We start from the raw sequence: 14833 nt of genomic DNA on the forward strand, positions 1-14833 counted from the left end.
CGCGGATGCGCAGGATGCAAGCGTCCCGGATTTCCTACAGGACGATGTTCTGCTATTGTTCCCGCCGGAGCTCTTTGAACCGTGAAGACGATGCGATGACGTGCGTGGCCCGTTCGGCGACGCGCGCCAACATTCGCGTGCAGACTGTCCGCTGCTGCACACCACCCGTCACCCCCGCGAAAGCGGGGGCCCATCTCCTGAAGTCGCCCGAAATACACCGGATGTGAGGAGGATAGCCCCGGCGATGGGTCCCCGCTTTCGCGGGGATGACGTATCAGAAACGGAACGAACCGCTGGTTTGACAACCACTTCCCCGCGCAACCCCAGCCAACTTCCGCGTCCGAAGCGTCCGCTCAGGCCGCCTTTTCCCAGCGCCCCTGCTCGTTCTGCTTCCAGTAATTGCGCTCCACCCCCTCGCGACCCGCCAGCCCCTTCCAGGCGGCCCGCGCCTCGGCGATGCGGTCCTCGTCGAAGAAGTGGAAAGCCCGGTCGAAGCCCAGCGCCTCGTCGCGCCATACCCCGTCGGCCAGCGCGATGTTCTTCGCGCCATTGGCCGGTGCCGCACCCGCCTCGCCGGCGATCAGGATCGGCTGGCGGTCGTCGTCCGGCCCGCCGGCCTGGCCGTGCGGCAGGAAGCTTTCCGGGCTATAGGTCCACAGCAGCTGGTCGAGCTTCGCCCGCTGGCTCGCCTCCCCGGCGACGATCAGCAGCCGCCCGCCGGTCTCGACCACGCGTTCGGCGATCCGCGGCAGCGCGCGTTCCAGGGGGAGCTGGGTGAGGTGGTAGAAATCGACCTGCATGGCTCCTGTTAGCGCTTCCGTGCGTTCGGGCCAACGCACGTGACGTTGCGGTGGCGCAACCGCTGCGATAGGGCGGGAACGGCCGCGTGCACGGGAGTGAGAAACAAAGGTGGGAATCGAAGTGACGCGCAAGGCCTTGCTGCTGTCGGCCGCGCTCGGCCTGTGCCTGGCAGCGGAGGCGCGCGCGCAGACACAGACCGAACCGACTCAGGAAGCGCCCGCGGCTGCGCCGGCCCCGTCGGCCGTGCCCGATCTCCAGACTCCGCCGGTCGCTCCGCCGCCGCCCTCGCCGACTGCGCTGCCCGAGGGCGAGGACCAGATCCAGTTCACCGCCGACCAGCTCGACTATGACAATGAGCAGGACGTGGTCACCGCCACCGGCGACGTCCGCCTCTATCGCCGCAGCGAGCGGCTGCGTGCCGACAAGGTGGTGTGGAACCGCAAGTCGGGCCAGGTGGTGGCCGAGGGCAATGTCGTCCTGGTCAATCCGCAGGGCGACAGCGCCTATGGCGACAAGATCGAGCTGACCGACAGCCTGAAGGACGGTGTCGTCCAGAACATGCTGGTCGTGCTCGACGCCGGCGGCCGCGTCGCCGCCCAGCGCGGCGAACGGCATGAGGATGGCAGCTTCACGGTCGAGAACGCCGCCTACACGCCCTGCTCGGTCAGCGATTCGGAAGGCTGCCCGAAGGAGCCGAGCTGGAAGATCACCGCGACCCGCGTGGTCTATGAGCCTGCCAAGAAGCGGCTGCGCTACACCGGCGCGCGCGTCTCGGTGTTCGGCTTCGCGACGATCCCGCTGCCGGTCTTCTCGCACCCGGTCGGCGGGGAGAGCGCCAGCGGCATCCTGGCGCCCGACCTGCGCTACAACCGCGCCAACGGCGTCCAGTTCGCGCTGCCCTATTATTTCAGCCTCGCGCCCAATCGTGACCTGACGATCACCCCGCGCATCTATTCGGGCGTGCTGCCGGTGCTGCAGGGCGAGTATCGCGAGCTCAATTCGCTCGGCGCCTTCCGCGTCACGGCCTATGGCACCTATAGCCGCCGCGCCGATGACCTCACCGTGCCGGTCACCCCGGCGACGTCGAAGAACGACTTCCGCGGCTATGTCGATGCGGTCGGCAACTTCCAGCTCGACCCGGCCTGGAGCGCCAGCGCCTCGTTCCGACTGACCACGGACCGCACCTTCCTGCGGCGCTACGACATCTCGCGCGACGACAGATTGCGTAACAATATTCGCGTGGAACGCATTGATCCGGATAGCTATTTCTCGATCAATGCCTGGGTTGTGCAGACGCTGCGCGTCGGCGAGCGCCAGGGCCTCCAGCCCTATGCCCTGCCCGAGATCGACTATCGCCGCCGGATGGACGACGGGCTGATCGGCGGACGATTCGAGTTCCAGCTCAACACGCTGGCGATCGGCCGGTCCGACGGTCAGGATTCGCAGCGCGCCTTCGCCAGCGCCCGCTGGGACCTGCGCCGCCTGACCAACTGGGGTCAGGAGATCACCTTCACCGCCTATGCCCGCGGCGACCTCTACAATGCCTCGGACACGATGCTGACCAGCATCGCCAGCTATCGCGGCGAGGACGGCTTCCACACCCGCGGCATCGCCGCCGGTGCGGTGGACGTGAAATGGCCGCTGGTCGGCTCGCTGTTCGGTGGCACGCAGCGGATCACGCCGCGCTTCCAAGTGGTTGCATCGCCCAAGATCGCCAATCTCGAGGTGCCGAACGAGGACGCGCGGGCGGTCGACCTCGAGGATTCGAACCTCTTCGCGCTCAATCGCTTCCCCGGCTATGACCGGTTTGAGGATTCGACCCGCTTCACCTGGGGCCTGGATTACGCGCTCTACCTGCCGGGCTTCTCGATCGACGCGAATGTCGGCCAGAGCTACCGCATCTCGTCGCGCCCGACGCTGTTCCCGGATGGGACAGGCCTGAACGACCGGGTGTCCGACATCGTCGGCCGCACCGTGATCCGCTTCCGCGACTTCGTCAGCTTCACCCACCGCTACCGGCTCGACAAGGACAGCCTCGCCTTCCGCCGCAACGAAGTCGACATGACGCTCGGCTCGCGCTCGACCTATGCCCAGATCGGCTATCTGCGCCTCAACCGCAACATCAACGCCTCGCTCGAGGACCTGCAGGACCGCGAGGAGCTTCGCCTCGGCGCCCGCATCCAGATCGCCCGCTTCTGGTCGCTCTCGGGCTCGACGCTGGTGGACCTTACCGATCGCAAGGAGGACCCGACCTCGCTCGCCGACGGGTTCGAGCCGGTGCGCCACCGCCTGGGCATCACCTATGAGGACGATTGCCTCCGCCTGGGCCTGACCTGGAAGCGCGACTACGCCACCACCGGCGACGCCTCGCGCGGCAATTCCTATTTGTTGTCGCTGGCGTTCAAGAACCTGGGGCGCTAGGCTCCGGGCGAGGGGAACGTCGGTAGTAAGCCTAAGTTCAGGCACAATTGGCCATTATGCGCCACTTTCCGGCAGATTTGAGGGTACGGAATCACGTGAACATTGGTGTTAGCAAGGCGATCCGCGCAGGCCGCTTGTCCGTTCTGGCGCTCGCGATCTCCAGCCTGGCGTCGGGGGCGATGGCGCAGACGGTGTCGGACACGCCGCCCGCTCAGCAGCAGCCGCAACAGCCCTCGCAGGAAGATGCCGCTGCGGCGCTCGCCGCGCAGCTCGATCTGCCGCGCGATATCAAGCTGTTCGGCAAGGCCGATCCCAATATCCGCAAGCCCACCGCGATCGTGAACGACACGGTGCTGACCGGCACCGATGTCGATCAGCGGCTCAACCTGATCATCGCGCTCAACAAGCTCAACCTGAAGCCGGACGAGCGCGACCAGTATCGCCTGATGATCCTGCGCCAGCTGATCGACGAGACGCTGCAGATCCAGGAAGCCAAGGCCAATGAGATCACCGTCGATCCCAAGGAGATCGATTCCAGCTTCGGCGCCGTCGCCCGGCGCCTGCAAAGGACGCCCGAGCAGATGCGCGCTTTCCTGCGCCAGGCGGGTGCCTCCGAGCGCACGATGCGCAAGCAGATCGAGGGCGAAGTCGCCTGGAGCCGCCTGCTCCGCCGCAAGGTCGACGTCAATGTGAGCGACGAGGAGGCCAATGCCATCCTCGCGCGCCTCAAGGCCGCGCAGGGCAGCGAGGAATATCACGTCTACGAAATCTACATGAACGCGACGGACGACCGGAAGCAGGAAGTCTATGCAGGCATGCAGCGCATCATCCAGCAGATGAAGGAAGGCGCGCCGTTCGACTATCTCGCCAAGACCTATTCGGAGAGCTCGACCAAGGGCCAGGGCGGCGACCTCGGCTGGATCCGTCTCGCCCCGGGCATCCTGCCCGACGAGATGGCCAAGGCCGTCGAGGAAATGCAGACGGGTCAGGTCGCCGGGCCGATCCCGCTCACGACCGGCTTTTCGATCGTGTACCTCGCCGACAAGCGCAAGATCGGCATGGCCGATCCGCGCGGCGCCAAGCTCTCGCTGCGGCAGATCACCATCACCTTCCCCAAGGGCACGACAGAGGCGCAGGCCTCGGCCCGCGCCAGCCAGTTCTCCCAGGCGACGCAGGCGATCAAGGGCTGTGGCGACGCGTCCAACGTCGCGGCTGCCCAGAATGCGGAAGTGGTGGAGAAGGACGGCGTGGTGATCGGCGACCTGCCGCCCGCACTGCAGCAGATCATCCTGCCGCTCCAGGTCGGCCAGGTGACCCAGCCCTTCGGCACCGTCGAGGACGGTGTGCGCGTACTGGTGGTCTGCGGCCGCGACGATCCGCCCCCTCCGGGCCAGCCCTCGATCGAGCAGATCCAGGACCAGGTCGCCGAGCAGCGCACCAACCTGCGCGCACAGCGCATGCTCCGCGACCTGCGGCGCGACGCGCTGATCGAATATCGCTGAGGTGATCCGGCCGCTCGCCATATCCATGGGCGATTCGGCCGGCGTCGGCCCCGAGATAACCGCCAAGGCATGGAAGGCGCGCGAGCTGCATTCGCTCGCGCCCTTCTTCGCCATTGGCTGCCCCGACGCGGTGGAGCGGGTCTGGGACGGCCCCATCGCCCGCATCACCAACCCCGACCAGGCGGAAGCTGCCTTTGCCGAGGCGCTGCCCGTGCTCGCGGTGGGCGACACCTGCCAGGTGACGCCGGGCAGCCCCGACGAGGCCAGCGCCAAGGCGGCGCTGCAGTCGCTCGAGCTGGCCGTGGGCCTGGCCAATGCCGGCGCCGCGGGCGGCGTGGTGACCGGGCCGGTCTCCAAGGTCCAGCTTTACAAGATCGGCTTCACCCATCCCGGCCAGACCGAGTTCGTCGCCGAGCGCTGCGGCATCTCGCCCGAGAACGCCGTGATGATGCTCGCCGGCCCTACGCTGCGGGTGGTGCCGATCACCGTGCACGTCTCCATCGCCAGCGTGCCGAGCCTGCTGACCACCGAGCTGATCCTCGCCAAGGCGCGGGTGACAGCACGGGGCCTGCTGCGCAACTTCGGGATCGAGCGCCCTCGCCTCGCCTTTGCCGGGCTCAACCCGCATGCAGGCGAGAGCGGCCAGATCGGGCGGGAGGAGATCGAAATCCTCCAGCCCGCCATCGCCCTGCTCCGCGAGGAAGGGATCGACGCCATCGGCCCCTTCGCCGCCGATGCGATGTTCTACCCCCGGGCCCGTGCCGGCTATGACGCCGCGCTCTGCCCGACGCACGACCAGGCGCTGATCCCGATCAAGACGCTCCATTTCGACGAAGGCGTGAACATCACCCTCGGCCTCCCCATCGTCCGCACCTCGCCCGACCATGGCACCGCCTTCGGCATCGCCGGCAAGGACGAGGCCAACCCCGGCGCGATGATCGCGGCGATCAAGATGGCGGCCAGCGCCGCCCAGCGCAGGGCCGAAGCCGCGGCGTGACCAGCCTTCCGCCTCTCCGGGACGTCATCAGCAAATATGGTCTCAGCGCGAGCAAGGCGCTGGGCCAGAATTTCCTGTTCGACCACCAGCTGCTCGCCCGCATCGCCAAGGTGCCGGGCCAGATCGACGGTGCCGAGGTGTTCGAGGTCGGCCCCGGCCCGGGCGGCCTGACCCGTGCGCTGCTCCAGGGCGGCGCCAGCGTGACCGCGGTGGAGCGCGACCGGCGCTGCATCCCGGCGCTGGAGGAGCTCGGCAGCTTCTTTCCCGGCAAGCTCAAGGTCATCGAGGGCGATGCGCTGGAAGTCGATGCACCGGCGCTGTTCCAGGGCAAGCCGCACGTCGTCGCCAACCTGCCCTATAATGTCGGCACCGCGCTGCTAGTCGGCTGGCTCTCGGCGGCGTGGGAGCCGTGGTGGGCGAGCCTGACGCTGATGTTCCAGAAGGAAGTCGCCGAGCGGATCGTCGCCGAGGCCGGCAGCGAGCATTATGGCCGGCTCGCCGTGCTGTCTCAGTGGCGATCGACCCCGAAGATCGCGATGAACGTCCACAGATCGGCCTTCACCCCGCCGCCCAAGGTAATGTCGGCGGTGGTTCACATCGTCCCCGCCGACGCGCCCGAGGGCGTGCGGCTGAAGACGCTGGAGAACCTTACCGCCGCCGCCTTCGGCCAGCGCCGCAAGATGCTGCGCCAGAGCCTGAAGGGCGTGCCGGGTGCAATCGAGGCGATGGAGACGCTCGGCATCGACTCCGCCAGGCGCGCCGAGACGGTGAGCGTTGCCGAGTTCGTCGCGCTCGCCCGAACGCTGGGCTGACTTCAAAGTACACGAAGTACACGCCAAAGACGCGTTTTCGCGCGCCATGCCGATTGTCAAAGAGCAGCCCGGCTTCCGCCGGACCGCCCTGCCCAATCAGACGAAATCCTATTTTACAAGCCGCTCAGGGCTTGGCCGTCGGGGTCGCGCTGGGCGCCGGGGCCGGGCCGGCCTGGGCCGTGGTGACCGGCGGGCCCTTGGCGATCACTGCCGAGAGCTGGGTCGCGTCGCCGCAGCCCTTGGCGCAGAGCTTCTCGATCTTGCCGAGATTCTCCTTGGCCCGCTCCATCGCGCCCTTGGCGACCATCGCCTCGCCCTGGCCGCGCAGTGCGGCGGTGTCGTTGGGCTCGAGGCTCAGCGCCTCGCGGTAGAGGCGGATCGCCTTGCCGGGCAGATTGTTCTTCCGGGCAAGGTCGGCGAGGACGAGATAGGCGTCGCGGTTGCGCGGATCGACGACCAGCGCGCTCTCCAGCGCGTCACCGGCACCCTGGAGGTTGCCGGCAGCCAGGGCCGCCCGACCCTGCTTGACCAGCTCGACCGAGCGTGGATCGATCTGATCATCCGCACGCTGCGCCATCAGCGAGGTGGAAACCGAGAGCAGCAGCAACGCACCAGCCGCCCCAATCGCAGTGAACCGCATCACATTCTCCGAAATCTTGCCGGTCGCTATCATGGCCGGCGCATCCTCGCGACAAAAAAGCCGTCGGTCGAGTCCCTTAGCGGGGTGAAGCGAAGGCCCGGCCCGCGCGGGCTGCCCGCACCGAGCGCCAGCGGTTCGACTTCCCAGCCGGGATGGCGGGCGAGGAACGCCTCGGCCTGCCCTGCCCCTTCGGCGTCGAGCAGCGAGCAGACGACATGGACCAGCACGCCGCCGGGCCGGACGAGATCGGCGGCGATATCGAGCAGCGCGGCTTGCATCCCGACATAGCGATCGAGCCGCTGCGGGTTGAGCCGCCAGCGCGCCTCGGGGTTGCGGCGCCAGGTGCCGGCGCCCGAACAGGGGGCATCGACCAGCACGACATCGGCGCGACCGGCCTGGTCGGCGAGCATGTTCGCTTCCTGGTTCGGGTTGAGCAAACGGGTCTCGACGATGCCCACCCCTGCCCGCTCGGCGCGCGGCATCAGGCGGGAGAGCCTGGGCCGATCGATGTCGCAGGCGAGGATCGCCCCGTGATTGGCCATCGCCGCCGCCAGCGCCAGCGTCTTGCCGCCGCCGCCGGCGCACAGGTCGATGACATGCTGGCCGCGCTCGACGCCCGCCGCGAGGCTGACGAACTGGCTGCCGGCGTCCTGCACCTCGAACTGGCCGTCCTTATAGGCGGGAAGCTGCTCGACCGGGCTGTCCGAAGGGACGCGCAGGCCGGCGGGCAGGCAAGGCAAGGGCACGGCGCCGCTGATCTCGGCCTGGATCACCGCCGGATCGGCCTTGAGCGTGTTGACCCGCAGATCGAGCGGCGCACGCTCCAACAACGCGGTCTGCTCGTCGGCATCGAGGCCGGAGGCAGCAAAGGCATCGGCCAGCCAGCGCGGCAGCACGCCGGCTTCGGCGACGGGCTCGCCGGGCAGGATCGGCGCGGGGCCATAGGGCGAGCCGTCGAAGAGCTCCACGAGCTCGGGCCGGCGCTCGACCAGCGCCAGCATCGCGGCGCGGCCGTTCTCCGGACGCTCGCCGAGCATGCGGATCGCGTCATAGACCAGCTCGCGGATCGCGCGGCGGTCCTTGGAACCGGCATAGCGGCGCTCGGCGAACCACTTCGCGATGATCGTGTCGGCCGACCCGCCCTGGTCGCGGGCGGCGGCGGTGATCTTGTCGAGCAGGTCGATCGCGGCCTGGAGACGGGCTGCGGGGTTCATGATCCGCCTACGGCGCGGGGCGAAAAATGTTGAATCCCTTGAATCCCCATGCGGGTGCGCGGGAGGGCAAGAGACGGGGAAATCGCGCTCGGCATGGCCAGAGCAGAAGCAGAAGATTTCCTATTTGGGTAGTGGAAACTGGCGTGCGGCATTTGCCGTATCTGTTCCCCGGCGAAAGCCGGGGCCCAGGGTTTCTCTGCCGTCTCGCTCTGTTACCCTGGGCCCCGGCTTTCGCCGGGGAACTGTTCGGGTGTGTTGAGCAATGGACAAGCTCGTCGCTTCCCGCCACTGACGCGCCCATCCTCAAGCGCAAAGGCAAGCACATGGCGTTCACGGCGAAGATCCTGCTTCTCGGCTCGGGCGAGCTTGGCCGCGAGTTCGTGATCTCGGCCAAGCGGCTGGGCGCTTATGTGATCGCTTGCGACGCATATGAGGGCGCGCCCGCAATGCAGGTGGCCGACGGCTTCGAAGTGTTCTCGATGCTCGACGGCGAGCTGCTGCGCGCCGCGGTGGAGAAGCACAAGCCCGACTATGTCGTGCCCGAAGTGGAAGCGATCCGCACCGAGGTGCTGGCCGAGCTGGAGGCGGAGGGCTTCACCATCGTCCCTTCGGCGCGCGCGACGCAGATGACGATGAACCGCGACGGGATCCGCGAGGTCGCCGCGGTCGAGCTGGGCCTGCGCACGTCGCGATACCGCTATGCCGAGAGCCTGGAGGAAGTGCTCAGCGGTGCCGAGCACACCGGCCTGCCCTGCGTGATCAAGCCGGTCATGTCCTCCTCGGGCAAGGGCCAGAGCACGGTGCGCGACGCGGGCGCGCTGGAGGGGGCCTGGGACTATGCCGTCGCCAACATGCGCGGCGACCGCAAGCGGGTGATCGTCGAGGAGTTCGTCGACTTCGATTACGAGATCACCCTGCTGACGATCCGCACCCGCGAGGGCGTGCTCTTCTGTCCGCCGATCGGCCACCGCCAGGAGCGCGGCGACTATCAGGAAAGCTGGCAGCCGGCGGCGATGTCGGCCTCTGCCATCGCAGACGCGCAAGACATGGCGCGCAAGGTGGTCGACGACCTGGGCGGCCATGGCATCTTCGGGGTCGAGTTCTTCGTGAAGGGCGAGGAAGTGATCTTCTCGGAGCTTTCGCCGCGCCCGCACGACACGGGCATGGTCACGCTGATCTCGCAGAACCTCAGCGAGTTCGACCTGCATGCGCGGGCGGTGATGGGGCTACCGATCCCTTCGATCGCGCTGCGGGGGCCCTCGGCGAGCGCGGTGATCCTCGCGGACCGGGCTTCGGAGAGCCTGTCCTATGCAGGGCTGGCCGAGGCGCTCGCGACCGAAGGCGGCGAAGTGGATGTGCGGATCTTCGGCAAGCCCAACTCGCGGCCGTACCGGCGGATGGGCGTGGCGCTGGCTTTGGCGGGGGATACCGATGCGGCACGGCGGATCGCGGCCGAGGCGGCCGGCAAGGTGCGCATCGGATATGGCGACTGAGGTCGCTCCGACGAAGCTAGGGTCTTCCGCAGCTATTGAAGCCAGCGTTTCGCGCTAAGCAAACCTCCGTCACCTTGGGGACGGAGGGCAGATGCGGGCGGATCAGCGGGGCGATCGTGCGGCGAATGCAGCGGAAGCGATCGCGCGGATCGTCGCCCAGCACTTGCAGGCCGATCTCTCGCTCAGGCTCTGGGACGGGCGGATCATCGCGCTGGGAAATGGCGCGCGCAGCGATATCCTGCTGACCATCGCCTCGCCGGGCGCGGTGCGGCGCCTGTTGCTCGCACCCCGGCTGAGGACCCTGTTCGAGCTCTACGCTGCCGGCGAACTGACCATCGAGGGCGGCTCGCCGCTTGAGGCGGTGCGGCGCTGGGACCATTTGCGTGCGCTGGCGCTGCCGCGTGCTCTCCCGCGCTGGCGCATCGCCCGGCACTTGCCGGCGCTGCTCGCCGCCCGAGCCGGCCCTGCTGCGTCCAAGGCCCTGGCCTATGGCCAAAGCGTCGCCACCGCGCCGGAAACGGGCCGCGACGACGGCGCGCTGATCCGCTTCCATTATGACGTGTCGAACGCCTTCTATGGGCTCTTCCTCGGCCCGGAGATGGTCTATTCCTCCGGCTATTTCCCGGAGGGCGTGACCGGGCTCGAAGCTGCCCAGCAGGCCAAGCTCGACATGATCTGCCGCAAGCTGCGGCTGGAGCCGGGCATGCACCTGCTCGACATCGGCTGCGGCTGGGGAGGCCTTGCCTGCCATGCCGCGCGGCATTTCGGGGTGACGGTGCACGGCGTCACGCTGTCGCAGGAGCAGTTCGACTTTGCCCGGGACAAGGTCGCGCGGCTCGGCCTGACGGACCGGGTCACGATCGAGCTGCGCGACTATCGCACGCTCGACGGCGCGCAATGCTATGACGCAATCGCCCAGATCGAGATGTTCGAGCATCTCGGCTTCGACAGCCATGACCGGCATTTCGCGTCGATGCACCGGCTGCTGCGACCCCGCGGCCGCTATCTGCATCAGGCGACCACGCGCCGCGCGACCCTCGATCCGGCACGGTTTCTCAGGCCGACCGCCTATCAGCGGGTGATCACGCGGTTCATCTTCCCCGGCGGCGCGCTCGATCACATCGGCATGACCGTGACCAATCTGGAGCGGCACGGCTTCGAGGTGCACGACGTGGAGAACTGGCGCGCGCATTACCGGCGCACGCTGGAAGCCTGGGCGGAGCGGCTGTGGAGCCATCGCGAACAGGCCGAGTGCGAGATCGGCCCGGGCAGGACCCGGCTGTGGCTGCTTTATTTCACGCTGTTCGCGCTGGCCTTCGAGCGCGGCACCTGCCTGGTGTTCCAGACGCTTGCGACGAAGCGGCAGGCGGGGCCATCGGGGCTGCCGCCGTCGCGGGCGGACCTCTACCGATAGGTGCTCAGGCCGCCTGCCCGTTCCAGCCCTTCCGCAGCTCGCAGACTTGGGCGATATGGTCGTTGACGTGCTTCATCATCACGTTCGCGCTCAGGCGGTATTCGGGCCAGTTCTCGAGGACGTTGCGCCGGGCCCAGCGCAGGCAGAAATCGTCATAGTCGCGCTGAAGCTGGATGCAGTCGATCTTCAGCGCCCGGGCATCGCGGCACGCCTCTTCCGAGCCGACGCCCTGCTGGGCGGGCTCGTAGATCTCTTCATGGACGAAGCGCTGATAGGCGGCCAGCGCCTCGACCATCTCGCGGCGGAGATGGCGCAGCGCGTCGAGATCGGCGTCCCTGACGGAATCGGTGATCTGTGTGCGGGCCGTGGCCATGATCTCGGTCAGGCGATCATGATGCCGGGTGAGGATATCGAGACGCCGGGACATCGTTACGCCGTAGCGCGAATTGCTTTCCAGACGTTTACCAGGGCTATGCCGCCGGCGCCGCGGTGCCGTACCGGCCGATCAGCTTCGATGCGGCGAGCACCGCGGCCAGGGCGACCGCCGCACCGATGATCATGTCGGCCAGATAGTGCGTGCCTTCGACGGGGATGGACACGAGCATGGCGAGGCTCAGGCCGATCAGCGGCCAGCGCAGCGGGCCGCTGCGCCAGGCGGCGGCGATGTAGAGGACGACGGACGCGGTGTGGAAGCTCGGCGCCGAGACCAGGCCGCGCAGCTGGTCGAGGTTGACCTGCCCCATGCGGTGCGCGCGCAGCACCGGGATGAGTTGCTCCTGCCAGATCGCGCTGCTCGGCATATAGGGGATCGGCCCTTTCCAGAGATAGGAGAGCGGGCCGACGGCCGGCATGAACAGATAGAGGGTCAGGGTGATCAGCGCGGCCAGCCAGAAGCTGGCGAGGAAATGGTGCGCATCGCGCCGCTGGCCCCGGATCGCGAAGCCGGCGAGCAGTGCGGCGGGGATCACATAGATGCACTGATAGGCGGCCGCGCCGAGAAGCTGGAGACTGGGGTGCGCCGCGACCATCTCGTACCAGGCGAGCCAGTGGAAGCGCAGCGCTTCATCGATCCGCTGGAGCGGGGCATCGGCAAAGCCGTGCGACAGTGCCGCGAGCGGATAGGTGCTCACTGCGCCGAGCAAGGCCATCGCCGTGAACAGGCCGACATATTCGGCGCCGTCGGAAAGCGGCTTCCTCCAGCGGAACGCGGTTCGGGCAAGCGCGGGCCGGACGGCAAAGGTGAGCGCGAGGCCGATGAAATAGGGGGCGTTGGCCGGCCGCAGCAGGTCCACCCGCAACCCCGCCTTCCACAGCAGCATCGTGCAGACCGCGACGCTCAGCCCGAGCGCTCCCCACAACTGCGTTGCGGAGAAGCCGGTCGGGAAAGGCAGGCGATGCTCCGGAACGGGGTTGGCGGGAATCTCGGGCGCTGCACGGCGCGGGCGAAACAGGGCATTGCCCGGCACCGGCCGGGCGCGATCAAGACTTGGCACTATCCGTCATGGATAGCGGATTGCCGGGCACGCGCAATCGCTTAGGGTGGGTCCGCCTGCCCGCCCGTCCTCGATCGGGACCCGGTGCTCAGCGCGTCGGGTAGTTCGGCGCCTCGCGGGTGATCGTCACGTCATGGACGTGGCTCTCGCGCAGGCCGGCATTGGTGATGCGGACGAAGCGGGCCTTCTTCTGGAAGTCGGCGATGGTCGCGGCACCGACATAGCCCATCGACGCCTTCACGCCGCCGACCAGCTGGTGGATCACGTCCTTGGCCGGGCCCTTGAATGCCACCTGGCCCTCGATGCCCTCCGGCACGAGCTTGAGCTGGTCCTTGACGTCCTGCTGGAAATAGCGGTCCGCCGAGCCGCGCGCCATCGCGCCGACCGAGCCCATGCCGCGATACGACTTGTAGGCGCGGCCCTGGTAGAGGAAGGTCTCGCCCGGGGCTTCTTCGGTGCCCGCCAGCAGCGAGCCGATCATCGCGGTCGACGCACCGGCGGCGATCGCCTTGGCGACGTCGCCCGAGGTGCGGATGCCGCCATCGGCGACCACCGGCACGTCATGCTTGGCGGCTTCGCTGGCGGCTTCCATCACCGCGGTGAGCTGCGGCACGCCGACGCCGGCGACGACGCGGGTGGTGCAGATCGAGCCCGGGCCGATGCCGACCTTGATGCCGTCCGCGCCCGCATCGATCAGCGCCTTGGCGGCTTCGGCGGTGGCGATGTTGCCGGCGATCACCTGGACGCGATTGGAGAGCTTCTTCACCCGCTCGACGGCGCGGCTGACCTCGACATTATGGCCGTGCGCGGTGTCGATCACGATCAGGTCGACCTCGGCGTCGACCAGCGCCTCGGTACGCGCGAAGCCCTTGTCGCCGACGGTGGTGGCGGCGGCGACGCAGAGGCGGCCGGCGGCGTCCTTGGTGGCGTTCGGGTAGTTCACCGCCTTCTCGATGTCCTTCACCGTGATCAGGCCGACGCAGCGATAGGCATCGTCGACGACCAGCAGCTTCTCGATGCGGCGCGAATGGAGCAGGCGGCGCGCCTCTTCCGAGCTGACCCCAGCGCGGACGGTGGCGAGATTGTCGTGCGTCATCAGCTCGGCGACGGGCTGGTCGAGCCGCTCGGCGAAGCGGACGTCGCGGTTGGTGAGGATGCCGGCGAGCTTGCCCGACGCCTCGACGATCGGGATGCCGCTGATCCGGTGCTGGGCCATCAGCGCACGGGCCTCGGCCAGGGTGCCGGTGGGCGCCATGGTGATCGGATTGACGACCATGCCGCTCTCGAAGCGCTTGACTGCGCGGACCGCCTCGACCTGCTCCTCGATGTCGAGATTGCGGTGGAGGACGCCGATGCCGCCGAGCTGCGCCATGACGATCGCCATGTCGGCTTCGGTGACGGTGTCCATCGCCGAGGAGAGGATCGGAATGTTGAGCGAGAGGCCGCGGGTTACCCGCGTGCGGGTGTCGGCCATGCTCGGCAGGACTTCGGATTCCCCCGGATAGAGGAGAACGTCATCGAAGGTGAGGCCGAGAGGGATGTCCATGGGGTGCGCCAATGTCCTGATTCGGAAGTTGGCGGCCCATGTAACCGCGAGGGTCGGAAAGCGCTAGGGGGTCGGCGCTTTCGGATGTCATGCAGAGCAGTGCCTGCTCGATCGCGATCTGCTCGCGGATGCTGCGGGCGAGCGTCACCGAGGCGCGGCAATAGCCCGGCCAGTCGGCAGCAACCTCGCGCGGGCCCCAGGTGCCGACATGCACGGTATATTCGATGCGCTTCTCGATGTTTGACTGGCGGAGCGCCGCCAGCTGCTCGGCGAATATGCCGGTCGCCTGGCGCGAGAGTTCCTCGCACAGCGCATCGACCTTGTTGCGGCGCTCGCCATTCACCTTGGAGATGTAGAGGCGGACGCGCGAGAGGCGAAGCTGGTCGAGTTCTGGCTCCGCGATCAACGCCTCGATCTCGTCGAGCGCGGCAGTCAGGTCGCGGTGCAGGATGGGGAGTCCGGGCATGTTCCTATCATAGGATAGGCCCGACCTAAGGGGT

At 68.0% G+C, this 14833-nt stretch carries 13 protein-coding genes; 6 read left to right on the forward strand and 7 right to left on the reverse strand.

The annotated features are described in order from the left end of the window. Nucleotides 1-353 precede the first annotated feature (353 nt). Nucleotides 354-800 carry a DNA polymerase III subunit chi gene (locus J2W22_RS16585; protein ID WP_307119335.1) on the reverse strand — a complete coding sequence of 149 codons (447 nt, stop codon included), beginning with the start codon at nucleotides 798-800 and terminating at the stop codon, nucleotides 354-356. Nucleotides 801-921: 121 nt separating this feature from the next. On the opposite strand from J2W22_RS16585, the gene J2W22_RS16590 reads away from it, so the two are divergent. The 4 genes from J2W22_RS16590 (at nucleotide 922) to rsmA (ending at nucleotide 6533) form a co-directional block, all read left to right on the forward strand. Next, nucleotides 922-3222, forward strand: coding sequence for an LPS-assembly protein LptD (locus tag J2W22_RS16590; RefSeq protein WP_307119336.1), 2301 nt, complete (start codon nucleotides 922-924; stop codon nucleotides 3220-3222). Between the two features lie 95 nt (nucleotides 3223-3317). Further along, complete coding sequence (locus J2W22_RS16595; protein WP_307119337.1) at nucleotides 3318-4724, forward strand: peptidylprolyl isomerase; 1407 nt, start codon at nucleotides 3318-3320, stop codon at nucleotides 4722-4724. 1 nt (nucleotide 4725) lies between these two features. Further along, complete coding sequence (pdxA, locus tag J2W22_RS16600) at nucleotides 4726-5721, forward strand: 4-hydroxythreonine-4-phosphate dehydrogenase PdxA (protein ID WP_307119338.1); 996 nt, start codon at nucleotides 4726-4728, stop codon at nucleotides 5719-5721. Continuing rightward, nucleotides 5718-6533 (forward strand): 16S rRNA (adenine(1518)-N(6)/adenine(1519)-N(6))-dimethyltransferase RsmA, encoded by an 816-nt coding sequence (gene rsmA / locus J2W22_RS16605; RefSeq protein WP_307119339.1) that lies wholly within the window; start codon nucleotides 5718-5720, stop codon nucleotides 6531-6533. The genes pdxA and rsmA overlap by 4 nt, the downstream gene beginning before the upstream one ends. Nucleotides 6534-6657: 124 nt before the next feature. Here rsmA and J2W22_RS16610 read toward each other — a convergent pair whose 3' ends face one another. Both J2W22_RS16610 and J2W22_RS16615 read right to left on the reverse strand, forming a co-directional pair. After that, nucleotides 6658-7206, reverse strand: coding sequence for a tetratricopeptide repeat protein (locus J2W22_RS16610; protein ID WP_307119340.1), 549 nt, complete (start codon nucleotides 7204-7206; stop codon nucleotides 6658-6660). Further along, nucleotides 7203-8387, reverse strand: a complete 1185-nt coding sequence (locus tag J2W22_RS16615) for an RsmB/NOP family class I SAM-dependent RNA methyltransferase (protein ID WP_307119341.1) — start codon at nucleotides 8385-8387, stop codon at nucleotides 7203-7205. Before J2W22_RS16615 ends, J2W22_RS16610 begins: the two co-directional genes overlap by 4 nt. A gap of 323 nt (nucleotides 8388-8710) precedes the next feature. On the opposite strand from J2W22_RS16615, the gene purT reads away from it, so the two are divergent. Both purT and J2W22_RS16625 read left to right on the forward strand, forming a co-directional pair. Beyond that, complete coding sequence (gene purT / locus J2W22_RS16620) at nucleotides 8711-9880, forward strand: formate-dependent phosphoribosylglycinamide formyltransferase (RefSeq protein WP_307119342.1); 1170 nt, start codon at nucleotides 8711-8713, stop codon at nucleotides 9878-9880. A gap of 91 nt (nucleotides 9881-9971) precedes the next feature. Then, entirely contained in the window at nucleotides 9972-11294 is a 1323-nt protein-coding gene (locus J2W22_RS16625; RefSeq protein ID WP_307119343.1) for an SAM-dependent methyltransferase, read from the forward strand. Nucleotides 11295-11298: 4 nt separating this feature from the next. On the opposite strand, the gene J2W22_RS16630 is transcribed toward J2W22_RS16625, so the two are convergent. The 4 genes from J2W22_RS16630 to J2W22_RS16645 form a co-directional block, all read right to left on the reverse strand. Continuing rightward, nucleotides 11299-11721: a hypothetical protein gene (locus tag J2W22_RS16630; RefSeq protein WP_307119344.1), complete on the reverse strand. Its 423-nt coding sequence runs from the start codon at nucleotides 11719-11721 to the stop codon at nucleotides 11299-11301. Nucleotides 11722-11764: 43 nt separating this feature from the next. Then, nucleotides 11765-12787 (reverse strand): phosphatase PAP2 family protein, encoded by a 1023-nt coding sequence (locus tag J2W22_RS16635; RefSeq protein WP_307119345.1) that lies wholly within the window; start codon nucleotides 12785-12787, stop codon nucleotides 11765-11767. An 88-nt stretch (nucleotides 12788-12875) separates the two neighbouring features. Further along, a complete protein-coding gene (gene guaB, locus J2W22_RS16640) occupies nucleotides 12876-14333 on the reverse strand; it encodes an IMP dehydrogenase (RefSeq protein ID WP_307119346.1) in 1458 nt (485 codons plus the stop codon). Continuing rightward, nucleotides 14302-14799, reverse strand: coding sequence for a hypothetical protein (locus tag J2W22_RS16645; protein ID WP_307119347.1), 498 nt, complete (start codon nucleotides 14797-14799; stop codon nucleotides 14302-14304). Before J2W22_RS16645 ends, guaB begins: the two co-directional genes overlap by 32 nt. Nucleotides 14800-14833: the final 34 nt, after the last annotated feature.

Source organism: Sphingomonas kyeonggiensis (assembly GCF_030812785.1).
In the GTDB taxonomy this organism is placed as follows: domain Bacteria; phylum Pseudomonadota; class Alphaproteobacteria; order Sphingomonadales; family Sphingomonadaceae; genus Sphingomonas; species Sphingomonas kyeonggiensis_B.